Here is a 21917-nt window from a genome sequence, read left to right on the forward strand (position 1 = left end):
CACGGGGCAACCGTAGTCGAGCCGATTATCCAGGCAAGTACGGGCTCCACCCGTGTGTCACGGGCAGCACGCCGATCAGGACGCGACAGTCGCCGCGCGGACCCCGCCGGCCAGCTCGCCGGTCAGGGCGCGGACCGCGTCCAGGCCCTGCGCGGCCGCCGATACGAGGGCGGACCCGACGATCACGCCGTCGGCGTAGGCGGCGATCTCGGCGGCCTGCGCGCCGGAGCGCACGCCCAGGCCCACACCGATCGGGATCTCGCTGTGCTCGCGGATCCGGGCACACAGGGCGGGCGCCATGGTCGAGACGGCGTCCCGGGTGCCGGTGACACCCATGGTCGACGCGGCGTAGACGAAACCGGAGCTGGCCTCGAGGGTGGACGCCAGACGCTCCTCGGTGGAGGACGGGGCGACCAGGAAGATCCGGTCGAGGTGATGGGCCTCGGAGGCGGCGAACCAGTCGCCGGCCTCCTCCGGTATCAGGTTCGGGGTGATCAGCCCGGCACCGCCGGCCGCGGCCAGATCACGGGCGAAACGGTCCACACCGTATTTGAGCACCGGGTTCCAGTAGGTCATCACCACGGCTTGCGCACCCGCACTCGTCACGGCCTCGACCACGGAGAACACATCGCGCACCCGGACCCCGCCGCGCAGCGCCTGATCGGCCGCCGCCTGGATGGTGGGCCCGTCCATCACCGGATCGGAGTAGGCGACGCCGACTTCGACGATATCGCAACCGGATTCGACCATCGCACGCACGACCCGGCGCGATCCCTCGAGATCCGGGTAACCCGCGGGCAGATATCCGATGAGCGCGGCCCGGTTTTCGGCCCGGCAGGCGGCGAAGGTGGGGCCGAGTCGGGAATCGGAACTCACTGACCGTTCTCCTTGCCGGTGTCCGGATCGTCGAGAAGCCCGAACCAGCGGGCGGCGGTATCCATATCCTTGTCACCACGCCCGGACAGGTTCACCAGGATGATCGCGCCCTCGCCGAGTTCCCGGCCGAGTTCGAGCGATCCGGCGACGGCGTGCGCCGATTCGATGGCCGGGATGATGCCCTCGGCGCGGCTCAGCAGCAGCAGGGCGTCCATCGCGGCGGTATCGGTGATCGGGCGATACTCGGCGCGGCCGATATCCTTCAGGAAAGCGTGCTCCGGGCCGACCCCGGGATAGTCCAGCCCGGCGGAGATGGAATGCGAGTCGATGGTCTGGCCGTCCTCGTCCTGCAGCAGGTACGAGTAGGCGCCCTGGAACGCACCCGGGGAACCACCGGCGAAAGTGGCCGCGTGCCGTCCGGTCTCCACACCGTCACCGGCCGCCTCGTATCCGATCAGGCGGACGCCGGGGTCGTCGATGAAGGGGTGGAAGATTCCGATGGCGTTGGAGCCGCCGCCCACGCAGGCGGTCACCGCATCGGGTAGGCGCCCGGTCAGACTCTGGACCTGCGCGCGGGCCTCCAGTCCGACGACGCGCTGGAAGTCGCGGACCATCACCGGGAAGGGGTGGGGTCCGGCGGCGGTGCCGAAGCAGTAGTAGGTGTCGTCGGCATTGGTGACCCAGTCGCGCAGCGCCTCGTTGATCGCGTCCTTGAGCGTCTGCGAGCCCTGCGTCACCGAGACGACCTCGGCACCGAGCAACCGCATCCGTGCCACGTTGAGCGCCTGCCGCGCGGTATCCACGGCGCCCATGTAGACGATGCATTCCAGGCCCAGCAGCGCGCACGCGGTGGCGGTGGCGACACCGTGCTGCCCGGCGCCCGTTTCGGCGATGATCCGGGTCTTGCCCATCCGCTTGGCGAGCAGCGCCTGGCCCAGCACATTGTTGATCTTGTGCGACCCGGTGTGGTTCAGGTCCTCGCGTTTGAGCAGGATCCGCGCGCCCCCGGCATGCTCGGCCAGGTTCACGCATTCGAAGACCGGTGACGGACGGCCGGTGTAGTCGCGCTGCAGCCGGTCCAGTTCGGCGAGGAAGTCCGGGTCCAGCCGCGCCTTGTCGTATTCGGCGGTGACCTCCTCGATCACCGCCATCAGCGCCTCGGGCACATGCCGGCCACCGTAGACGCCGAAATGGCCGCCCTCATCGGGTTCGTGCTCGCTGCGCTGGGCCACTCCCCGGCTGGCGGCGGGCAGCGGAGCGCTGGTGGACGAGGGGCCGCCCGCGGCCATCATCGCCCCCGCCGGGCCGGTTTGGGGCAGGACGGATGCGTGCCCGCGGTGACCAGTTCGGATACCGCCGCGCGCGGGTCACCACTGGTGACCAGCCCCTCGCCGACCAGTACCGCGTCCGCGCCGGCACCGGCGTAGGCGAGCAGATCGGCGGTGCCGCGGACCCCGGATTCGGCGATCCGGATGACCTCGGTGGGCAGGCCCGGGGCGATCCGGGAGAAGCAGTCCCGATCGACCTCGAGAGTTTTCAGGTTCCGGGCGTTGACACCGATGACCGTGGCGCCCGCGGTGAGCGCCCGATCGGCCTCCTCCTCGGTGTGCACCTCGACCAGCGCGGTCATCCCGAGCGATTCGGTGCGGTCGATGAGCGAGGCCAGCGTGTCCTGCTCCAGCGCCGCGACGATCAGCAGGATCACATCGGCGCCGTGGGCGCGGGCCTCGTGGATCTGGTACGGGCCGACCACGAAATCCTTGCGCAGCACCGGAATGTTCACCGTCGCCCGGACCGCGTCCAGATCGTCCAGCGATCCGTGGAACCGGCGGCCCTCGGTGAGCACGCTGATCACGCGTGCGCCACCGTCCTCGTAGGCTTTGGCGAGACTCGCCGGATCGGTGATCTCGGCGAGTGCCCCCTTGGAAGGGCTGGCCCGCTTGACCTCGGCGATCACGCCGATACCGTCTTCGAGAAGGGCGGCCTTCGCGTCGAGCGGCGGGGCCGCGGCGGCGGCCGCTGCCTTCACTGCCGGGAAGTCCAGCACCGCTTCCCGAGCGGCTACATCCGAGCGGACCCCGTCGAGAATCGAGTCGAGTACCGTCATCTGGCTCGAATCCTTTCTGGGGAGACGCGAGTTATTGCCTGCAGGATTCCCCCAGGCGATGTCTCACCGATGCTGAACAAGAGTAAATGGAAGCGCGCGGCGCCGTGACGCCGGGGGCCGATCACCCCGCCCCGGCCGACCTGCTAAGGGGCGTCGCCGGATTCCTTCGAATCCGCTTTTCCGGCCGTACCCGGCCGGTTCTCGCCCTCGGCGGGTGCGCCGGAAATGTTTCCCGGTGCCTCCGAATGGGTATCGGGCGTGTCCGGTGTGTCGCCCGGCGCCGCCGGTTCCATACCCGCGGGTTCGGTCGGGTCGGCACCGGCATCGAGGGCATCCCACAGCACCCGTTCCGGCAGCGGCCCGCCCGCCGTACCCTCCTGGACAGCCCGCGTCGCGGCGGCCTTGCGGGTGGCGGGGGCGTCGTATTTGCCGGAGAGCTGTTTCGCACCGACCGGCATCCGGGCCAGTAGCAGTCCGGCGCCGAACGCCGCCACCGCCCCCGCCAGCGCGAGCACGGCGGCGCCCGGTGTCGTCACCAACTCCTGTACCTGCGCCCGGCCGGGCAGTTCGGCCAGCGCCGCCGCCCGCTGCTCGGTGGCCCCGGACCCGGTGAGCAGCGCCAGCGCCGGAACGGCGGTCACCGCGGCGATCAACGCCACCAGGACCCCCACCAGGCGGCGCACCCACCCGCGGGTCGCCAGGACGGCGGCGATCGCGGCCAACAGCACCAGCGCCAGCGGTGTCAGCGCGCCGAACCAGACGCCACCGTTCAATTCGTCGGTGCGCGGTTCGGTGAGCCCGTCCGCCGAGGTGACGGTGACCCAGGTCAGTCGCGAGGACCCCCACAGCGCGGCCGCGGCCACGGCGAGCAACCCGATCGCGGGCACCGGGTACCGGCTACCGGGGGCGGGTGCGGCCGACTCGGCGGCGGGCAGTTCCTCGTCGCCCCAGTCGAGGGACCCCGGCCGGGTCGCACCGGAATCGGAACCGCCCGGGGCGGCACCACGGGTGTCGTCGGGACCGGGGCCGGCGGCCGGGTCGCCGGGCGCCGTCATAGGCCGCCGCCGGGCACCGAGGCGGCGGATGCGCGATCCCCGTCCCGGCGCGGGTCGGCGTCGGTGCCCTCGTCGAAGGCACGCACCGTTTCGGCGGCGGCGACCGCGCGCAGTACGGCCATCGCCTTGTTACGGGATTCGGTGTCCTCGTATTCGGCCTCGGAGTCGGCCACCACACCGGCGCCGGCCTGCACGTAGGCGATACCGTCCTTGAGCAGAGCGGTACGGATGGCGATCGCGGTATCGGCGTCGCCGGCGAAATCGAGGTAGCCGACCACCCCGCCGTACACTCCGCGCCGGGTGGGCTCGAGTTCTTCGATCAACTGCATCGCGCGGACCTTGGGCGCCCCGGAGAGCGTGCCCGCCGGGAAACACGCCCGCACCGCGTCCAGGGCGATCTTGCCCGGAGCGAGCCGCCCGGTGACCGTGGAGACCAGGTGCATCACATGGCTGTACCGCTCGACGTGCCGGTATTCGGTGACGCGTACCGTCCCCGGGACACATACCCGGCCGAGATCGTTGCGGCCGAGATCGACCAGCATGAGATGTTCGGCGTTCTCCTTCTCGTCGGCCAGCAGGCCCTTCTCGAGCAGCAGATCGTCCTCCTCGGTGGCGCCGCGCCACCGGGTCCCCGCGATCGGATGCGTAGTCGCGACCCCGTCCTGCACCGCCACCAGCGCCTCCGGGCTGGATCCGACGATGGAGAACGCGGTGTTGCCGTCCCCGTCCGGTATGTGCAGCAGGAACATATAGGGGCTCGGGTTGGCCGCGCGCAGCATCCGATACAGATCGAGCGGCGCGCCGCCGTAGTCCATCTCGAAGCGCTGCGACAACACCACCTGGAACGCCTCACCGGCCTCGATCTCGGAGACCAGGCGACGCACGCCGGCACCGAACTCGTTCGGGGTACGGGCCCGCCGGAACTGCGGTTCGGGCTGATCGAACACCGAGACCGTGGAGGGGGCGGGCGCCCCGAGCGCGGCGGTCATCCGGTCCAGCCGGGCGACGGCGTCGTCGTAGGCCGCATCGACGTTCTCGGAGGTGCCGTTCCAGTTCACCGCATTGGCGATCAGGGTGATCGCGCCCTCGTGATGATCGAACGCGGCCAGGTCCGTGGCCAGCAGCAGCACCATCTCCGGCAGCCGCAGATCATCGAGCGCGTGCTCGGGCAGCCGTTCCATCCGGCGCACCGCGTCGTAGCCGAGGTAACCGACCATGCCGCCGGTGAGTGGCGGCAGACCGGGCAGCCGTTCGGTGCGTAGCAGTTCCAGGGTCTCGTGCAGCGCATCGAGCGGATCGCCGCCCGAGGGCGCACCCGCCGGAGTGGTGCCGAGCCAGGTGGCGGCGCCGTCCACGACGGTGAGCGCGGACGGGCTACCCGCGCCGATGAACGACCAGCGCGACCACGATCGGCCGTTCTCCGCGGATTCGAACAGGAAGGTGCCCGCGCGGTCACCGGCCAGTTTGCGGTAGGCCGACAGTGGAGTCTCCGAATCCGCCAGCACCTTCCGGGTCACGGGAACGACCCGGTGTTCGGCGGCGAGTTCGAGGAATCGTTCGCGGGAGGTAGTCGCGGGAGTGGGCGCGCCGTGCATTTGCCCTATCATTCCAGTTCCGCTCGGAGGCGTCACGACGCACCCCGCGCGACCCACCGTCACAGGTACTGTCCGGGTATGAAGATCGGCTCGCTCGCGCCCTCGTTCGAACTCCCGGATCAGAGCGGCACGCCCCGCTCCCTGGACTCCCTGCTGGCCGACGGGCCACTCGTCCTGTTCTTCTACCCCGCCGCGAACACCCCGGTGTGCACCGCCGAGGCCTGCCATTTCCGCGATCTCACCGCCGAATTCGCCGCACTCGGCGCCGGTTGCGCCGGGATCAGCGCCGACGCTGTGGATGTGCAGGCCGGGTTCGCGGGCTCGCAGCGGCTGGAATACCCGCTGCTCTCCGACGCCGACGGCACGGTCGCCGAGGAATACGGAGTCAAACGCGGCCTGCTGGGCAAGCTGATGCCGGTGAAGCGCAATACCTTCGTGATCGGTACCGACCGCCGGATCCTGACCGTGATCAGCAGTGAACTGCGCGCGAATGTGCACGCCGACAAGGCGCTGGAGTTCCTCCGCGGCCGCACCGCCGCCTGATCCGCCGCGGGGCCCGCGCGGGCCCTGTGAATGAACTCACCTTCGTTTCCGAGATGCCACACGACCGAGCGAAGTCGTGGCAAACTCTCCATAGCCGAGCGACCACTGCCGCAATCGTCGCCGGGGTGGAGAGAAGGCGGACAAGTGACGGATTGGCTGAACCCGGTCGAAGCACGCGCCTGGCGCGCGGTGGTCGCACTGTTGAACCGCCTGCCGGGGGCTCTGGACACCGACCTGCAGCGAGAATCCGGTGTCACTCATTTCGAGTACTGGGTGCTCACCCTGCTCTCGGAGGCGCCGGACCGGCGGCTGCAGATGAGCGAACTCGCGCAAAGAGCTAACTCATCGCTATCCAGGCTGTCGCATGTGGTGTCCAAGCTCGAGCGGATGGGGTGGGCGACCCGCACGGCGGCCACCGGGCGGCGCGGTGTACTGGCCCTGCTCACCGACGAGGGCCAGCAGAAGGTGGTGGAAACAGCGCCCGGCTATATGGACGTGGTGCGCCGGTTGGTGTTCGAGGGCCTGGACGCCGAGCAGATCGCGGCCCTGGCCGATCTGGGCGAAACCCTCACCACCCATCTGGGGACGGTACTGGGACGGTCCGGTCGGCCGGCCTCGGATTCGCGGCGCTGACCCGTCGGCCTACGCTCCGCCCAGCAGTACATCGGTGTCGAAGCACGTATGGGTACCGGTATGGCAGGCCGCGCCCTCCTGGTCGACGATCAGCAGTACGGTGTCGCCGTCACAATCCAGCCGCACCTCGTGCACGTACTGGGTGTGCCCGGAGGTCTCACCCTTCACCCAGTACTGCTGCCGAGACCGCGAATAGTAGGTGGCCCGGCGGGTGGCCAGGGTGCGCGCCAGCGCCTCGTCGTCCATCCAGGCCATCATCAGCACATCGCCGGTGGCGCGTTCCTGCGCGACAGCGGCCACCAGCCCGGCCTCGTTGCGTTTGAGCCGGGCGGCGATCGCCGGATCGAGGATCTGGTCCATCACCGCACCACCAGGTCCGCCGCCCGCATGGCGTCCTTGACCTGCGGGATGGTCAGATCGCCGAAGTGGAATACGCTCGCGGCCAGGACGGCGTCCGCGCCGGCCTGCACGGCCGGGGCGAAATGTTCCACCGCACCCGCGCCACCGGAGGCGATGACCGGGATCGAGACCGCGGCCCGCACCGCACCGATCATCCGCAGATCGAAGCCGGCCTTGGTGCCGTCGGCGTCCATCGAATTGAGCAGGATCTCCCCCACCCCGAGTTCGGCGCCGCGGATGGCCCATTCGACCGCGTCGATTCCGGTGCCGCGGCGCCCGCCGTGCGTGGTGACCTCCCAGCCCGAAGGGGTGGCCGGCTCCCCGTCGGGCACGGTCCGGGCGTCCACCGACAGCACGATGCACTGCGACCCGAATCGCTGCGACATCTCGTGCAGCACCTCGGGTCGCGCGATGGCGGCGGTGTTCACCGAGACCTTGTCGGCTCCCGCGCGCAGCAGCCGGTCCACATCCTCGACGGTGCGGACCCCGCCGCCGACGGTGAGCGGGATGAAGATCTGCTCGGCGGTGCGGGTCACCACGTCGAGCATGGTGCCGCGGTCGCCGCTGGAGGCGGTGACGTCGAGAAAGGTGAGTTCGTCGGCGCCCTGGGCGTCGTAGGACGCCGCCAGTTCCACCGGGTCACCGGCATCCCGCAGGTTCTGGAAGTTCACGCCCTTGACCACACGCCCGGAATCGACGTCCAGGCAAGGAATCACCCGAGTAGCAAGCATTATGGGTTCTCCTCCTCGCCGCGCGGGCCGGCCGTATCCACCCGGTCGGAGACGGAGGTGTACCCGCTGCCCCGGGTCGCGGCGATCATATCCAGCAGTTCGGCGTGTACACCCGGCGCGGCCGCCAGCACCGAACCGGATTCGATGGTCCAGTCCACGCCCTCGAGGTCGGTGACCACGCCGCCCGCGCACCGCACCATGAGCGCACCGGCCGCGTTGTCCCACGGGTGATGCCCGAAGACGATCGCTCCGCCCAGCGTGCCCTCGGCCGTGAAGGCCAGGTCGATACCGGTGGACCCGTGCATCCGCACCCGCGAGGACAGCGCACTCAACGTGCCGAGGACCCGATGCCGGAACAGGCCCGGGACCCGCCCGGTGGATTCGATGTTGAAGGCCCCGAACCCGATCATCGCCTCGTCGAGCACGGCGGGGGCCAGCGGCGGCTGCGGCTTACCGTCGAGCAGCAGCGGGCCGCCCGCGACCGCCGCGTACCGGCGGCCCAGCGGCGGAAACCACGCCAGGCCCAGTACCGGCTCCCCGTCGCGGACCAGCGCCAGCAGGGTGCCGGTGAGCGGGTGCCCGTTCGAATAGTTGAAGGTGCCGTCGATGGGATCCAGCACCCAGGCGGTACCGCTCGTGAGCGCGGGCCCGCCGAACTCCTCGCCGTGCACCTCGATCCCGGTCCGGTCGACGAGCTGGGCGGAAATGGTGCGTTCGAGTTCCAAATCCAGTTCGGTCGCGAAATCCCGCGACCCCTTGGCCACCGCACTGGGCGCGCCCCGGCCCTCCAGGAAACGGCCGCTCACCCCGTCGAGGATTTCGGCGGCGGTGGCCAGCAGAGTGGCCAGTTCGCTGTCTGTTCCCGTCATCGTCTCGGCCCCCGATCGTCGCGGCTCAACGGACGGCGGCCAGCGCCTCGGGGAGGGTGAACCGGCCCGCGTACAGGGCTTTGCCCACGATCGCTCCCTCCACGCCGTCGGGCACCAGGTCGGCGATCGCGGTGAGGTCGGCCAGCGCCGACACCCCGCCGGAGGCGATCACCGGTGCGTCGGTGGCCATGCACACCTCGCGCAGCAGGTCCAGATTCGGTCCGGTGAGGGTCCCGTCCTTGGTGACATCGGTGACGACGTACCGGGAGCAGCCGTCGCGTTCCAGGCGTTCGAGCACCTCCCACAGGTCACCGCCGTCGCTGACCCAGCCGCGCCCGCGCAGCCGGTACTCCCCGTCGACCTTCTGCACATCCAGCCCGACCGCGACCCGCTCGCCGTACTCCGCGATCGCCCGCGCGCACCACTGCGGGTCCTCGAGGGCGGCGGTGCCGAGGTTGACCCGGGCGCAACCGGTGGCCATCGCGGCCTTCAGCGATTCGTCGTCGCGGATCCCGCCGGACAGTTCGACGGCGACATCGAGTTCGCCGACGACCCGGGCGAGCAGTTCACGGTTGGAGCCACGGCCGAACGCGGCGTCCAGATCGACCAGATGGACCCATTCGGCGCCGTCCTCCTGCCACGCCAGGGCCGCGTCGCGGGGCGAACCGTAACTGGTTTCGCTGCCCGCCGCGCCCTGTACCAGGCGGACGGCCTCTCCATTGGCGACATCGACAGCGGGCAGCAGCACAAGACTCACTCGGAACAGCCTAGTAGGTAAGGCCGGGCAGGACCCATCCGCAGTCCACGCACAACCGGACCCGAGGGGTGGCGGACCGGTTAGCCCGGTGTTCGCCCGCCGCACCGGCGGACGAACACGCGCACCCTCCGGCCGGCGCACTCACGCGACCGGCCGCCCGCTAAGGTGACATCACCCACTGGGGCGGTCGAGGTGCCCGCTACACTCGTCCCGAACGCGTGAGTGGTCAAGAACGCGGCATGTCACGATTTCGAGAAGGTTCGGAGTAGGCGCCATCGATACCGGTCAGTTGATCGCGGATCACTACCGCCTGGTCGAGCAGATTGGTAGCGGCGGCACAGGCGTGGTCTGGCGTGCCGTCGACGAGCGTCTGCAACGGTCGGTGGCGATCAAGCAGATCCACATCAAACCCAGTCTGCCGCCCGCGGAGCGCGATGTGCTCCGGCAGCGAGCGACCCGGGAGGCCCGCAACGCGGCCCGGTTCCAGCATCCGAACGCCATCGTGGTCTTCGACATCACCGAGCACGGCGGCGATCCGTGCCTGGTGATGGAGTACATGAAATCCCGCAGCCTGGCGCAGGTGCTGTCGGCGCAGGGGCCGCTACCGCTACCGCAGGTCGCCCGGATCGGCGAACAGGTGGCCTCGGCGCTCATCGCGGCGCATCAGGCCGGCATCGTGCACCGCGATGTGAAACCGGGCAATGTGCTGCTCGACGATCACGGCACGGTGAAGATCACCGATTTCGGTATTTCCCGGGCCACCGGCGATGTGACGCTCACCGAAACCGGCCTGATCTGCGGGACCGCCGCGTATCTCGCCCCGGAGGTGGCGCGCGGCGCCGATCCGACACCGGCCGCGGACGTCTTCGCCCTCGGCGCCACGCTCTTCCACGCGCTGGAGGGCGAGCCGCCGTTCGGATCCGGTAATCCGCTCAAGGTGCTCTACGCGGCGGCCAACGGCCAGGTGAGCGAACCGCAGAACGCGGGTCCCGCTACCGATTTCGTGCTGGATCTGCTCAGCTCGGATCCACGGGACCGGCCGACCATGCGCGAGGCCCGGGAAGCGCTGACCCGGTTCGCCGGGTTCGAGAACGCGGCGGCCGAGCACGGCGGTTTCGTACCGGCGCGCGAAGCCTTCGACCGCAACGGCCACGGCGGCAACGGGCACGGCGGCGCCGCGGTCAGCACGATGGAATCGCCGGCTCCCGGCCGCTACGGCGGTCCGGCCGAAGACCCCCGGCCGCGGCGCCGGCCGGAACCACGGTCGGCGGGACGCGACGAGCAGGAGTCGCGGCCGCCGCGCCGGCCGGCGAACCACCCGCCCACGAGCACCCAGCCGGTGGCGCGGAAATCGGGCGGTAACGGCGGAGTCAAACGCGCGGTGGTCATCGGCGGTATCGCCGGGGCCGCGGTCGTCGGCGGGGTGCTGTTCTTCAACTCCTCCGATTCCGGTGACAGCGGTTCGGCGCAGGCGGACACCACGACCAGCGCCACCGTTTCGAACTCGCCCGATACCCCGGCCGCCAGCAATCCCACGGTCGGTTCCACGGCCAGCACCGGTTCGGTCGAATGGGTGCAGGCCGGACAGCTGATCGAGCAGTTCTATCTGGATCCCGCCGGGTCCTGGTCGCTGCTGACCCCCGCCGCCCAGCAGGTATACGGCAGCCAGCAGGAGTTCCAGCAGTACTGGTCGACCCGCACCGTGCAGAATTTCAGCCGGATCGAGGCATACAAGGGCAACAACCCCGACGGTTCGGTGGATATGCGGGTGAACAACCTGAGTTACGGCGGCCAGACCCGTACGCCGACCCTGCGGATCATCAGCTCCGGCGGCAGTCTGCTGATCGACAGCGATACCCGCTGACCGCCGGTCGGCTCCGGGACACCGGAGACCGGCCGGGTTATGGTGTGCGACATGGATATTCGGGGGATGCTCGCCGACGAGCGCGCCGAGATGACCGCCCTGCTGCGGGAGCTGTCCGAGGCGGAGTGGGATGCGCCGACCCTGTGCACCGGCTGGCGGGTGCGGGAACTGGTGGGGCATCTGCGTTACGACAGCATCTCCCTCGCCGAGTACGCCCGGATCACGATGCGCAATCGCTTCTCCATCGATGGAGTCAACAACGCCATGGCCGCCATCGGGACCCAGCGCACACCGGCGCAACTGCTGGCGGAGTTCGCCGCGGCCCCGGGATCGGTATCGCGCTGGTGGCCCCGGCTCGGTCTCGCCGACCTGTTCGTCCACCAGCAGGACATCCGCCGCCCGCTGGGCCGGACCCGCGAGATCCCCGCCGACCGGTTGCGCGCCGTACTCGACCGCCCCGACCCGTTCGCCCGCCCGTGGCGGTATACGAAGGGGTTGCAGTTCGCCGCGACAGATTTCGACTGGGTCAAAGGGTCCGGTCCTCCGGTACGGGGACGGGCGGAGGCGCTAGCGTTGGCAATGGTGGGCCGTCCGGTGGTCCTCGACGAACTCGAGGGCGAAGGGGTCCCGGAACTGCGTCGCCGCTGCAGCTGAACATCCGAGTTCGCTCCACCGATGGGAGACGCGCAGATGACCGAGTCGGCGCTGGCCGCGATGGCCAGGATGGTCGGTGAGTGGAAAACGACCACGAGTCTGCACCCCGATATCACCGGGCATACGGCGATCGGGTGGATGCCCGACGCACGGTTCCTGACGGTCCGCTACACGGTCCCGGATCCCGGGGTCAGCTGGACGTGGCTCGTCGGCGCCGACGATCTGTACCAGGAGCGCCTCGTCATCCTGCACTACGACCAGTTCGGCGAGCACCGCGTCTACCAGGGTTCCTTCGACGGACCCCTGTGGCGGGTGTGGCGCGATGCACCCGGCCATTCGCAGCGGTTCACCGGGAACCTGGACGAGACGAGTACCACATTCCGCGCCACCTGGGAGCGCTCGGACTCCGAATTGGACCCGCGCAGCTGGGAACACTGGCTCGATTTCACCTACACACGCATCTCCTGATCACCGACCACGCGGATATTCGGTGGTAGCGGCCCGTTAGGCTGGAACGGCACCTTGTGCTGATGTAGCCAGGCCGGAGACAAGGATCGAAACCACCATGACATCCCGTATCGAGCTCGCCCGCGTGGATCTGCGCGGTCGCACTCCCACGACCGCGCAACTGCGCACCGCGCTGCCGCGCGGTGGTGTCGATGTGGACTCGGTACTGCATCAGGTGCGGCCCGTGGTCGAGGCCATCCGCGACCGCGGCGCGGCCGCGGCGCTGGAATTCGGCGCGAAATTCGACGGTGTCACCCCGGACTCCGTCCGTGTCCCGGCGCAGCGGCTCGCCGCGGCCCTGGACGAACTCGATCCCGCGGTACGCGCCGCGCTCGAGGTCGCGATCGACCGCACCCGCGCGGTGCACGCCGATCAGCGGCGCACCGACACCACCACCGAGGTGGTGCCGGGTGGCACCGTGACCGAGCGCTGGGTTCCGGTGGAGCGGGTCGGGCTGTACGTGCCCGGCGGTAACGCCGTCTACCCGTCCAGCGTCGTGATGAACGTGGTCCCGGCCCAGGCCGCCGGGGTGGAATCACTGGTGGTGGCCTCGCCGCCGCAACAACAGTTCGAGGGGCTTCCGCACCCCACCATCCTGGCCGCCGCCCGGCTGCTGGGAGTCGAGGAGGTATGGGCGGTCGGCGGGGCACAGGCGGTGGCGCTGCTGTCCTACGGAGGCACCGATACCGACGGCGCCGATCTGCTGCCGGTCGACCTGATCACCGGTCCCGGCAATATCTACGTGACCGCCGCCAAACGGCTCTGCCGCGGCCTGGTCGGGATCGACGCCGAGGCCGGTCCGACCGAGATCGCCGTGCTGGCCGACGCCACCGCCGATCCGGTACACGTGGCCGCCGACCTGATCAGCCAGGCCGAACACGATGTGCTCGCCGCCAGTGTGCTGGTCACCGACAGCCCCGAACTGGCCGACGCGGTGGACGCGGCGCTGACCGCGCAGCTGACGGTGGTGAAACACGCCGAGCGGGTCACCACCGCGCTGACCGGGACGCAATCGGGCACCGTGCTGGTCGACGATATCGAGCAGGGCCTGCGGGTGGTCAACGCCTACGCCGCCGAACACCTCGAGATCCAGACCGCCGACGCCGCGGCCGTGGCCGCCCGGGTACGCAGCGCGGGCGCGATCTTCGTCGGCCCCTACGCCCCGGTCAGTCTCGGCGACTACTGCGCCGGATCCAATCACGTCCTGCCCACCGCCGGGTGCGCCCGGCATTCCTCCGGGCTCAGCGTGCAGACCTTCCTGCGCGGAATCCACGTGGTGGAGTACAGCGAGACGGCCCTGAAAGATGTGGCCGGACATGTGGTCGCGCTGGCCGATGCCGAGGACCTGCCCGCCCACGGGCAGGCCGTCCGCGCGCGTTTCGAGGCGCTGTCGTGACCGCACCCGACGCCGCGGCGACCACCGCGACCGCGATTCCCGGATCCGCCATCGGTCTCGACGCGCTCCCGCTGCGGGAGAACCTGCGCGGCAAATCCCCCTACGGCGCACCGCAACTCAGCGTGCCGGTGCAGCTCAACACCAACGAGAACCCGCATCCGCCGAGCCGCGCGCTGATCGACGATGTGGCCGAGGCGGTCCGGGCCGCCGCCGCCGACCTGCACCGCTATCCGGATCGCGACGCGGTGGCCCTGCGCGCCGATCTCGCCGCCTACCTCACCCGGCAGACCGGCGTCGCCGTGGACGCGGCCAATGTGTGGGCGGCCAACGGGTCCAACGAGATCCTGCAGCAGCTGCTGCAGGCGTTCGGCGGGCCCGGCCGGCGGGCACTGGGTTTCGTGCCCTCGTATTCGATGCACCCGATCATCTCCGAGGGCATCGATACCGAATGGGTCGAGGCCGAGCGGGGCGCCGATTTCGCGATCGATATCGACGCCGCCCTCGCCGCCATCGCCGAACGGCAGCCCGACGTGGTCTTCGTGACCAGCCCGAACAACCCCACCGGGCACAGCATCGCACCCGCGGATCTGGCCCGGATACTCGACGCCGCACCCGGAATCGTGATCGTGGACGAGGCCTACGCGGAATTCTCGGCGGCGCCCAGCGCCGTCGGCCTGATCGACCGATACCCCGCCAAACTCGTGGTCAGCCGGACGATGAGCAAGGCGTTCGCCTTCGCCGGCGGTCGCCTCGGCTATCTCGTCGCCGCCCCCGCGGTCATCGACGCGCTGCTGCTGGTGCGGTTGCCCTATCACCTCTCGGTGGTCACCCAGGCCGCGGCGCGGGCCGCGCTGCGGCATGCCGACGAGACGCTGGCGAGTGTCGCCGAACTGGCCGCGCAACGCGACCGGGTCGCCCGGGCACTGACCGGGATGGGGTATGAGGTCGTCCCCAGTGACGCCAACTTCCTGCTGTTCGGGAAGTTCGTGGATGCCGCGCGCGCCTGGCAGCACTACCTGGACGAAGGTGTGCTCATCCGCGATGTCGGGATCGGCGGTTATCTGCGCGCCACCATCGGGCTGGCCGCGGAGAACGACGAATTCCTGCGGGTCAGCGCGAAACTGGCCGCCACCGAACCGACAGCGCACAGCTGAGCACCGAGACGGAAGTGAGTATGAACCGAACCGCGCGGGTGGAGCGCACCACCAAGGAATCCGGCATCGTGGTGGAACTGAACCTGGACGGCACCGGCAAAACCGATATCGCCACCGGGGTCCCGTTCTACGACCATATGCTCACCGCGCTCGGCACCCACGCCAGTTTCGATCTGACCGTGCGAGCCGACGGGGATATCGAGATCGAGGCGCACCACACCGTCGAGGACACCGCGATCGTCTTCGGGCAGGCCCTCGGGCAGGCGCTCGGCGACAAGAAGGGCATCCGCCGGTTCGGCGACGCCTACATCCCGATGGACGAGACCCTGGCGCACGCCGCCGTGGACGTCTCGGGCCGGCCCTACTGTGTGCACACCGGCGAACCCGATCACCTGCTGCACGCCGTCATCCCCGGCGCACCGGTCCGCGGCCGCAACGACCCCGGGGCACCGTATTCGACGGTGCTCAACCGGCACGTCTTCGAATCGATCGCCCTCAATGCCCGGATCGCGTTGCACGTCCGGGTGCTCTACGGGCGCGACCAGCACCATGTGACCGAGGCCGAGTACAAGGCGGTGGCCCGGGCGCTGCGCGCCGCCGTGGAACCCGATCCCCGCGTCCAAGGTGTGCCCTCGACGAAGGGAGCGCTCTGATGCGATCCCTCCGCCTTCGCTCCGGACTCCGCGGACCGTATGCCGAACCTCTGAAGGAAGTGCCATGATGCGATCTCTCCGCCTTCGCTCCGGGCTCCGCGGGCCGTATGTAGGACTTCTGAAGGAAGTGCTATGACGTCGGTGGTTTTGTTGGATTACGGGTCCGGGAATCTGCATTCGGCCGAGCGGGCGCTGGTGCGCGCCGGCGCGCGGGTGGAGGTCACCGCCGACCCCGAGGCCGCGCTCGCCGCCGACGGCCTGGTGGTCCCCGGCGTCGGTGCCTTCGCCGCCTGTATGGCCGGTCTGCGCGAGGTGCGCGGGGAGCGGATCATCGGGCAACGCCTGGCCGGTGGGCGGCCGGTACTGGGTATCTGTGTGGGGATGCAGATCCTGTTCGACCGCGGTGTCGAGTTCGGCGTGGAGACCGAGGGGTGCGGGGAATGGCCCGGCACCGTCGACAAATTGGACGCGCCGGTGCTGCCGCATATGGGCTGGAACACCGTCACCGCGCCGGCCGACAGCGTGCTCTTCGCGGGTATGGACCCCACCACCCGCTTCTATTTCGTACACACCTACGCCGCGCGCAGCTGGGAGCTGCCGCCCAGCGACCACCTCGCCGCCCCCGGACTGACCTGGTGCGAATACGGCACCGGCCGGTTCCTGGCCGCGGTGGAGAACGGCGCGCTCTCGGCGACGCAGTTCCACCCGGAGAAGTCCGGTGACGCGGGGGCGCAGCTCCTGTCCAACTGGGTGAAATCGCTCTGATCCGCAGCCGAACGCTAGGCGGCGCATTTGGCGTTCGGTGGCGGCGGGGGCGCGGCCACGATGCCGCGGGCGACATCGACCACGTAGTCGCGGTTACCGTCGAGTGGTTCGGTCCCGAGCGCGAGCCGCTCCACCACACAACCCGCCTCGAAGAGGGCCGGGCCGACATTGTGGCGGCCCGGTTCGACCGTTCCGTTCACGGTGCGCCCGCTCACGATCGAGTACAGCGTGCTGGGTTTGCCCGCGAGCATGAGCGCGGCCCGCATCTGGGTGCTGGCCGAGAACGGCACCACCTCGTCGGCGGTGCCGTGGACGAGGAAGGCGTGCCGGATCCCCATCCGCCCGGCCTGCAGGGCCGGCGACCGGTCGGCATAGGCGAGCGGGCAGACGACGGGAACGCAACCACCCGCGTCCCGCTGGATCTGCGCCTGCAGCGCCGGGTAGTCCGCGGCCGGACCCGACCAGTGGGCGAACAGATCGGAAGGGCCGAACGTATCGACCCAGTAGTCGAACAACCCGGCCGGGCCGTAGGCGGCGGCCAGGCCGGAGGTCATCGCGCCCTGGCTCCAGCCCCACAGGATGGTCCGCGCGACGCCGGGATGGGCGCCCTTGTACCACTGGGTCGCGGCGACCAGGTCCCGCCATCCGGCCCACAGGTTCCACTCCCCCGTACGCCACTGAGCGCTGCCCCGCATATCCATGGACAGGACCGGGGTCCCGGTCCGCGCGGCGATCGCGGTGACGTACTCGGCGTACTGGGCGGACGACCCCTTGTGTCCGTGCGCCGCGACGATCAGCGCATTCCCGACCGCGCAGCCGTGCGGTTCGTAGAGCAGGCCGGTGGCCTGCTCGCCGTCGACCGGTATCGAGACCGGCCGGGTCTGGACCGAGCACGCCTGGGTCGCGCCGGCGGGCGCGGCGGCCGGCAGCGCCGCGGCCGACGCCAACAGCACCCCGGCCAGGAAGCTCATCACGCGTCTGCTCATCCTTCGAATATTCCACGGCGCGGCACACATTCGCAGGAACCGCGCCGCGACCGGCCGGGATGTCGGATCTCGCCGCTAGCATCCGGGCCATGTATTCGATCAGCACCGCGCAGCGCCGGGCCCGGATCGGCGTCCGGCACAGGCTCGCCGGCGCGCACCGCGGCACCGGCCCGGCCGAGATCGTGCGGTCGCTGGTGGTGCTGCACGCCACCGACCCGGCCACCGTGCACCTGTCCGTGGCGGCACGCGGTCACGACCTCGGCCCCGCGCAGGTGGAGCGGGCCCTGTACGAGGACCGGTCGCTGGTGCGCATGCTGGCCATGCGGCGCACCATGTTCGTCGCACCGGTCGAGCTGGTACCCGTGCTGCATGCCTCCTGCGGTACCGATCTGGCGGTCAAACAGCGCCGAACCTATGCGCGGTACCTGGAACAGGCGGGCATCGGCGAGGGCGACGCGGCGGGCTGGCTCGCCGATGTCGCCGATCGCACCCACCGGGCACTGCTGGCCCGGGGCAGCGCGACCGGGGCCCAGCTGAGCAAGGACGTCCCCGAACTGCGTACGCAGATCAATACCGCACCGGAGAAGGCGTATTCACGGCCGACGAGTATCACCAGCTGGGTGCTGGTACTGCTCGGGACCGAGGGCCGGATCGTGCGGACCCGGCCGAACGGCACCTGGTCGAGCAGCCAGTACTCTTGGGCACCGGTGGAGTCCTGGCTGTCCGGACCGCTTGCCGAAACCGGAATCGACGAAGCCCGTACCGATCTGGTCCGGGCCTGGTTGCGCGCGTTCGGCCCGGCGCCGATCGGCGATATCAAATGGTGGACCGGGTGGACGCTGGGGCAGGTACGCAAGGCGTTGGCGGGGCTGGACATCGTGGAGGTCGAGTTGGACGCCGGCACAGGCGTACTCCTGGCCGACGACCTCGAACCGGTGGCCGATCCACCACCGTGGGCCGCGCTGCTGCCCGCACTGGACCCGACTCCGATGGGCTGGCAGTCGCGCGCCTGGTATCTGGGTGGGCATCAGCCCCGGCTCTTCGACCGCAACGGCAATATCGGGCCGACCATCTGGTACGACGGCCGGATCGTGGGCGGCTGGGCCCAGCGCACGGACGGCGAGATCGTGACGCGGCTCCTGGAGGATATCGGCGCCGACGGTGCGGCCCTGGTGGCGGCCGAGGCCGAGCGTGCCGCCGGCTGGTTCGGTGAGTTGCGCCCGATCCCGCGTTTCCGTACACCGTTGGAGCGGGAACTGACGGCCTGAACACCCCGAATCCGAGAAAACGAGCTGCCTCGAACCGCTTCATACAGGTGGTGGGCCGCCGGCGACGGAAGACCAGCTGTCGCTGGCCACGGCGGCGAGTTCGGTCCGGGACGAGACTCCGAGCCTGGTGTACAGCCGGGTGAGATGAGCCTCCACGGTTTTCTCGCTGACATGGAGTTCTTCCGAGATCTGCCGGTTGGTCCGCCCGAGCACCACGCGGGCCACGATCTCGCTCTGTCGTTCGGTCAGGTCGCCGAGCCGGTCCGTGGTCGCCCGGGGCCGGTCGCTGCGCCTCGACGACCGGCGCCCGCCCACCCGGTGCAGGCCCAGGCGGGCCTGTTCGGCCAGCCGGGCCGCCCCGCAGAGCTCCGCGGTGCTCAACGCGCTGTCGAACGCCCGCTCGGCGGCGGGGGCATCGTCGCCGGCCAGCGTGTGCCCGAGCAGCAGCCGCGCGCGAGCGACCTCCACGAGAGTTCCGGCCGCCTGGTAGGCGGCGACGGACTGCTCGGCGGTGACGCGGGCAGCGCTGTCGCCACAGGTCAGCTGGACTCTGGCCCGGCAGTATTTGGCGTCACCGGAGCGCATGGACAACATCGGCATCGCATCGGCGATGCTCTCGACCTGGCGCGTGGTCTGTTCGGCGGCCTCGACACGCCCGAGGGCGAGTTCGCCGTCGACGAGGTAACGGTAGAAGTAGGGCATCGTGGTCGGAAACATCGGCAGCTGCTCGTGTCCCCCGGCGACGGCGAGCAGTTCCCGGCGGCCGTGGCGGTAGCGGCCGGCTTCGATGAGCGCGGCGCCGTGCACCAGCGGAGCGTGCCAGGCGAACAGCGCGTTCGGCGCCTGTGCGTTCACCCGGACGGCCAGCGCCCCGGAAGCGAGAGAATCGGAGACCCGGCCCAGCAGCATCAGCAGCCAGCAGCGTGTCGCCTCGGTCAATGCCACCATCGGCGAGTTGCCGAGCAGCAGCGCGCTTTCCACGGCGCTCGCGGCGGTCGCGAGCCCGGCTTCCAACCGGCCCTGCATGAGAAAGGCGAGTGCGTGCAGATGCTGCAGTTCCACCAGATGCCTACCGTGACCGGTATTCCGCGAGAGCCGGATACCGCGCGCCGCGTGCGCGGCCGCGGACGCGAACCGCTCCAGCGATACCTCGGCGTACACCACATGGGTGAGCCCGTCCAGCAGGTCGGGTGCGACCTCGGTGTCGGTGAGCGCGTCCAGCGCCGAGGTGGACTCGTCGAGGTGCGCCGACGCGTGCACGAGCGAGTCCCCGTATTGCAGAGTGCCCATGTAGGCACCGGCAGCGGTCGCGGCCAGATACAACCGCCGGTCCGCGCAGTCCTGCGCGCTGTGGCGCACCTCCCGGGCCACGCGGGCCGCTTCGTCCCAGTGCCGCATCATCAGATGGTTCTTCGCCAGCTCGAGCCGGAGCGCGCCCGCGGCGAGACCCCCCGGTGGGGTCAGTGCCAATGCCGCGGTCAGCAACCGCCCGCCTTCGGCGGCGTTGCCGAGCCCCTGCTCGGTCAGCGCGATCCGGGTCAGCACACCGGCGCGGTCGGTGACGGCCTCGGCGGGAATGAGGTCCAGCGCGTGCCGCAACACCTCGCTGCATTCGCCGAGGCGACCGGTCGCGTTCAACGCGTCGGCGAGCGAAAGGGATAGTGAGAGCCGATGTCCGGCCGGTGCGTCGTCGCTCAGCAGCCGCAGGGCCGCCCGGAACCAGCGCGCCGCGGCAACCGGTGCCCGGGGGGCCGCCGCCACGCCCGCCTCGGTGAGCAGGGTGATCACCTGTTCGTCGCCGACCGTGCCACAGAACTCCCAGTGGTGAGCGCGGATCGACAGACCCGCACCGCGCCGTGCCAGCGCGGTCGCCGCGCGGCGATGCGCTTGGGTCCGCCATCCGTAGCCCGCGGCCTCGTAGACGGCGAGGCGGACGATGGGATGCCGGAACACCAGCCGGCCCGGTGTCGCCGACCCGTGCACGATGCCGGTATCCACTACTTCGTTGGTCGCGCGACGCGCCTGCACTGTGGTCAGTTCGCTGATCTCGACAGCGAGATCCCATTCGACGGAGCTACCGGCGACGGCCGCGGCGTGCAACAGCCGACGGGCGTCGGGAGACAGAGCGCGGACCTCCTGCGCCAGTGCCGCCCGGATGGCGGCGGGAATCTCGGCGTGGCCGGCGCCGGCATCGCCGGCCACCGCGGTCGCCGATCGCCGCCAGACACGGGCGAGTTCCTGGAGATAGAAGGGATTACCGCCGCATTGGGTGTGCAATTGCGTCAGTTCGCCGGCGTCGAGAGCTTCGTCGTGGACCAGTTCGGCGGTCTCGCCCAGCGACAGTGCCTCGAGTTCCAGCACGGTGAGGGTGCGGTCGTAGGCGGCACGGTACAGGGCCGCGGACGCGATATCGGGAAGCGACGGGCGGCGATGGGCCAGCAGCAGCATCAGCCGGGGCGACCCGTGCCGCAACAGGTGCACGACCACTTCGACGGAGGCGTGGTCCGCCCATTGCACGTCGTCGAGCACCAGCAGCACCGGCCGCCGTGCCGCGAGCCGATGAAGTACCGATCGAACGGCGTGATGGCAGCGATGGCGCTCGATCTGCAGGGTGGTGGCCAAGGGCGTTGCCCACGCCGCCAGCGAGGGCAGCAGCCGGCCGAGTTCGGCCAGGCTGTCGCGGCCGAGGGCGCTGAGATCGGCGCGGCGCAGTGCGCTCAGCGGCTCGTCGAGGGCGTCGATCACGGCGGCGTAGGGGATCGCGTGCTCGAGTTCGGTGCCACCCCCGTGCATTATCTGGAACCCCAGCGCCGCGGCCCGGTCGGCGGCCTCCCGCAACAGCCGGGTCTTACCGATACCCGGTTCACCGGTGACCAGGATCGCACCGTCGGCGCCCTGCCGGGTGGCGAGCAACGCCGCCTGAATCGCCTGCAGTTCCACCGTTCTGCCCACCAGGGACCGACCGTCTCGTCCCGGTGAAATCACCGCTCCACTACCTCCGGGCCCAGCGGCCCGGTTCGCCGATCTCTCCGGGCCTTGGCCGAGGATGGTAGCCAGCCCGAGTCCTTCTGTCGCGCCGAGTTTCTCGCCGGCGGTGCGCGAATG

At 70.3% G+C, this 21917-nt stretch carries 21 protein-coding genes; 10 read left to right on the top strand and 11 right to left on the bottom strand.

The window, feature by feature from the left end; genetic code table 11:
* Nucleotides 1-75: 75 nt before the first annotated feature.
* From trpA to NF4_RS12160, 5 genes are all read right to left on the bottom strand, one after another.
* Nucleotides 76-876 carry a tryptophan synthase subunit alpha gene (gene trpA / locus NF4_RS12140; RefSeq protein WP_063127436.1) on the bottom strand — a complete coding sequence of 267 codons (801 nt, stop codon included), beginning with the start codon at nucleotides 874-876 and terminating at the stop codon, nucleotides 76-78.
* The gene (trpB, locus tag NF4_RS12145; RefSeq protein WP_063127437.1) at nucleotides 873-2168 is read right to left on the bottom strand and encodes a tryptophan synthase subunit beta; all 1296 of its coding nucleotides are present in this window, start codon (nucleotides 2166-2168) and stop codon (nucleotides 873-875) included. Before trpB ends, trpA begins: the two co-directional genes overlap by 4 nt.
* On the bottom strand, nucleotides 2165-2983 hold the full coding sequence (trpC, locus tag NF4_RS12150) for an indole-3-glycerol phosphate synthase TrpC (RefSeq protein WP_063127438.1): 819 nt from the start codon (nucleotides 2981-2983) through the stop codon (nucleotides 2165-2167). The genes trpB and trpC overlap by 4 nt, the downstream gene beginning before the upstream one ends.
* 143 nt (nucleotides 2984-3126) lie before the next feature.
* Nucleotides 3127-4038: a TIGR02234 family membrane protein gene (locus NF4_RS12155; protein WP_063814563.1), complete on the bottom strand. Its 912-nt coding sequence runs from the start codon at nucleotides 4036-4038 to the stop codon at nucleotides 3127-3129.
* On the bottom strand, nucleotides 4035-5633 hold the full coding sequence (locus NF4_RS12160; protein ID WP_063127439.1) for an anthranilate synthase component I: 1599 nt from the start codon (nucleotides 5631-5633) through the stop codon (nucleotides 4035-4037). The genes NF4_RS12155 and NF4_RS12160 overlap by 4 nt, the downstream gene beginning before the upstream one ends.
* Before the next feature lie 78 nt (nucleotides 5634-5711).
* Between NF4_RS12160 and NF4_RS12165 the strand changes: the two genes are divergently transcribed.
* Nucleotides 5712-6176, top strand: coding sequence for a peroxiredoxin (locus tag NF4_RS12165; protein WP_063127440.1), 465 nt, complete (start codon nucleotides 5712-5714; stop codon nucleotides 6174-6176).
* A gap of 144 nt (nucleotides 6177-6320) precedes the next feature.
* Complete coding sequence (locus NF4_RS12170; RefSeq protein ID WP_063127441.1) at nucleotides 6321-6809, top strand: MarR family winged helix-turn-helix transcriptional regulator; 489 nt, start codon at nucleotides 6321-6323, stop codon at nucleotides 6807-6809.
* 9 nt (nucleotides 6810-6818) lie between these two features.
* Here NF4_RS12170 and hisI read toward each other — a convergent pair whose 3' ends face one another.
* From hisI to priA, 4 genes are read right to left on the bottom strand one after another with little or no spacing between them, the layout of a single operon-like run.
* Nucleotides 6819-7169: a phosphoribosyl-AMP cyclohydrolase gene (gene hisI, locus NF4_RS12175; RefSeq protein WP_063127442.1), complete on the bottom strand. Its 351-nt coding sequence runs from the start codon at nucleotides 7167-7169 to the stop codon at nucleotides 6819-6821.
* Nucleotides 7169-7942, bottom strand: a complete 774-nt coding sequence (gene hisF / locus NF4_RS12180; RefSeq protein WP_063127495.1) for an imidazole glycerol phosphate synthase subunit HisF — start codon at nucleotides 7940-7942, stop codon at nucleotides 7169-7171. Before hisF ends, hisI begins: the two co-directional genes overlap by 1 nt.
* A complete protein-coding gene (locus NF4_RS12185) occupies nucleotides 7939-8808 on the bottom strand; it encodes an inositol monophosphatase family protein (protein ID WP_084533074.1) in 870 nt (289 codons plus the stop codon). The genes hisF and NF4_RS12185 overlap by 4 nt, the downstream gene beginning before the upstream one ends.
* Nucleotides 8809-8833: 25 nt before the next feature.
* Complete coding sequence (priA, locus tag NF4_RS12190; protein ID WP_063127443.1) at nucleotides 8834-9565, bottom strand: bifunctional 1-(5-phosphoribosyl)-5-((5-phosphoribosylamino)methylideneamino)imidazole-4-carboxamide isomerase/phosphoribosylanthranilate isomerase PriA; 732 nt, start codon at nucleotides 9563-9565, stop codon at nucleotides 8834-8836.
* A gap of 289 nt (nucleotides 9566-9854) precedes the next feature.
* Here priA and NF4_RS12195 point away from each other — a divergent pair, with 289 nt between their 5' ends.
* The 7 genes from NF4_RS12195 to hisH all read left to right on the top strand — a co-directional run bounded on the left by NF4_RS12195 (nucleotide 9855) and on the right by hisH (nucleotide 16558).
* On the top strand, nucleotides 9855-11429 hold the full coding sequence (locus NF4_RS12195) for a serine/threonine-protein kinase (protein WP_063127444.1): 1575 nt from the start codon (nucleotides 9855-9857) through the stop codon (nucleotides 11427-11429).
* Nucleotides 11430-11480: 51 nt separating this feature from the next.
* Nucleotides 11481-12083: a maleylpyruvate isomerase family mycothiol-dependent enzyme gene (locus tag NF4_RS12200; RefSeq protein ID WP_232330429.1), complete on the top strand. Its 603-nt coding sequence runs from the start codon at nucleotides 11481-11483 to the stop codon at nucleotides 12081-12083.
* Between the two features lie 21 nt (nucleotides 12084-12104).
* Complete coding sequence (locus NF4_RS12205) at nucleotides 12105-12551, top strand: hypothetical protein (protein ID WP_157120240.1); 447 nt, start codon at nucleotides 12105-12107, stop codon at nucleotides 12549-12551.
* Nucleotides 12552-12648: 97 nt separating this feature from the next.
* Nucleotides 12649-13986: a histidinol dehydrogenase gene (gene hisD, locus NF4_RS12210; protein ID WP_063127446.1), complete on the top strand. Its 1338-nt coding sequence runs from the start codon at nucleotides 12649-12651 to the stop codon at nucleotides 13984-13986.
* The gene (locus tag NF4_RS12215; protein ID WP_063127447.1) at nucleotides 13983-15140 is read left to right on the top strand and encodes a histidinol-phosphate transaminase; all 1158 of its coding nucleotides are present in this window, start codon (nucleotides 13983-13985) and stop codon (nucleotides 15138-15140) included. The genes hisD and NF4_RS12215 overlap by 4 nt, the downstream gene beginning before the upstream one ends.
* A gap of 20 nt (nucleotides 15141-15160) precedes the next feature.
* A complete protein-coding gene (hisB, locus tag NF4_RS12220) occupies nucleotides 15161-15793 on the top strand; it encodes an imidazoleglycerol-phosphate dehydratase HisB (protein ID WP_063127497.1) in 633 nt (210 codons plus the stop codon).
* Nucleotides 15794-15925: 132 nt separating this feature from the next.
* Nucleotides 15926-16558 (top strand): imidazole glycerol phosphate synthase subunit HisH, encoded by a 633-nt coding sequence (hisH, locus tag NF4_RS12225; RefSeq protein ID WP_063127448.1) that lies wholly within the window; start codon nucleotides 15926-15928, stop codon nucleotides 16556-16558.
* A gap of 14 nt (nucleotides 16559-16572) precedes the next feature.
* Here hisH and NF4_RS12230 read toward each other — a convergent pair whose 3' ends face one another.
* Nucleotides 16573-17544, bottom strand: a complete 972-nt coding sequence (locus tag NF4_RS12230) for an alpha/beta hydrolase family protein (RefSeq protein WP_232330430.1) — start codon at nucleotides 17542-17544, stop codon at nucleotides 16573-16575.
* An 89-nt stretch (nucleotides 17545-17633) separates the two neighbouring features.
* Between NF4_RS12230 and NF4_RS12235 the strand changes: the two genes are divergently transcribed.
* Entirely contained in the window at nucleotides 17634-18812 is a 1179-nt protein-coding gene (locus NF4_RS12235) for a winged helix DNA-binding domain-containing protein (RefSeq protein ID WP_063127450.1), read from the top strand.
* A gap of 39 nt (nucleotides 18813-18851) precedes the next feature.
* On the opposite strand, the gene NF4_RS12240 is transcribed toward NF4_RS12235, so the two are convergent.
* On the bottom strand, nucleotides 18852-21764 hold the full coding sequence (locus NF4_RS12240) for a helix-turn-helix transcriptional regulator (protein ID WP_198165317.1): 2913 nt from the start codon (nucleotides 21762-21764) through the stop codon (nucleotides 18852-18854).
* Nucleotides 21765-21917 lie beyond the last annotated feature (153 nt).

This window comes from Nocardia fusca NBRC 14340 (genome assembly GCF_001618425.1).
In the GTDB taxonomy this organism is placed as follows: Bacteria; Actinomycetota; Actinomycetes; order Mycobacteriales; family Mycobacteriaceae; genus Nocardia; species Nocardia fusca.

What these genes read in the sequence shown, in the direction of transcription:
- NF4_RS12160 (WP_063127439.1), bottom strand. Translation starts at nt 5,633, where the DNA reads ATGCACGGCGCGCCCACTCCCGCGACTACCTCCCGCGAACGATTCCTC.
- NF4_RS12155 (WP_063814563.1), bottom strand. Translation starts at nt 4,038, where the DNA reads ATGACGGCGCCCGGCGACCCGGCCGCCGGCCCCGGTCCCGACGACACC.
- NF4_RS12165 (WP_063127440.1), top strand. Translation starts at nt 5,712, where the DNA reads ATGAAGATCGGCTCGCTCGCGCCCTCGTTCGAACTCCCGGATCAGAGC.
- NF4_RS12200 (WP_232330429.1), top strand. Translation starts at nt 11,481, where the DNA reads ATGGATATTCGGGGGATGCTCGCCGACGAGCGCGCCGAGATGACCGCC.
- hisH (WP_063127448.1), top strand. Translation starts at nt 15,926, where the DNA reads ATGACGTCGGTGGTTTTGTTGGATTACGGGTCCGGGAATCTGCATTCG.
- NF4_RS12230 (WP_232330430.1), bottom strand. Translation starts at nt 17,544, where the DNA reads ATGAGCAGACGCGTGATGAGCTTCCTGGCCGGGGTGCTGTTGGCGTCG.
- hisD (WP_063127446.1), top strand. Translation starts at nt 12,649, where the DNA reads ATGACATCCCGTATCGAGCTCGCCCGCGTGGATCTGCGCGGTCGCACT.
- trpB (WP_063127437.1), bottom strand. Translation starts at nt 2,168, where the DNA reads ATGATGGCCGCGGGCGGCCCCTCGTCCACCAGCGCTCCGCTGCCCGCC.
- trpC (WP_063127438.1), bottom strand. Translation starts at nt 2,983, where the DNA reads ATGACGGTACTCGACTCGATTCTCGACGGGGTCCGCTCGGATGTAGCC.
- hisB (WP_063127497.1), top strand. Translation starts at nt 15,161, where the DNA reads ATGAACCGAACCGCGCGGGTGGAGCGCACCACCAAGGAATCCGGCATC.
- hisI (WP_063127442.1), bottom strand. Translation starts at nt 7,169, where the DNA reads ATGGACCAGATCCTCGATCCGGCGATCGCCGCCCGGCTCAAACGCAAC.
- NF4_RS12235 (WP_063127450.1), top strand. Translation starts at nt 17,634, where the DNA reads ATGTATTCGATCAGCACCGCGCAGCGCCGGGCCCGGATCGGCGTCCGG.
- NF4_RS12205 (WP_157120240.1), top strand. Translation starts at nt 12,105, where the DNA reads ATGGGAGACGCGCAGATGACCGAGTCGGCGCTGGCCGCGATGGCCAGG.
- NF4_RS12185 (WP_084533074.1), bottom strand. Translation starts at nt 8,808, where the DNA reads ATGACGGGAACAGACAGCGAACTGGCCACTCTGCTGGCCACCGCCGCC.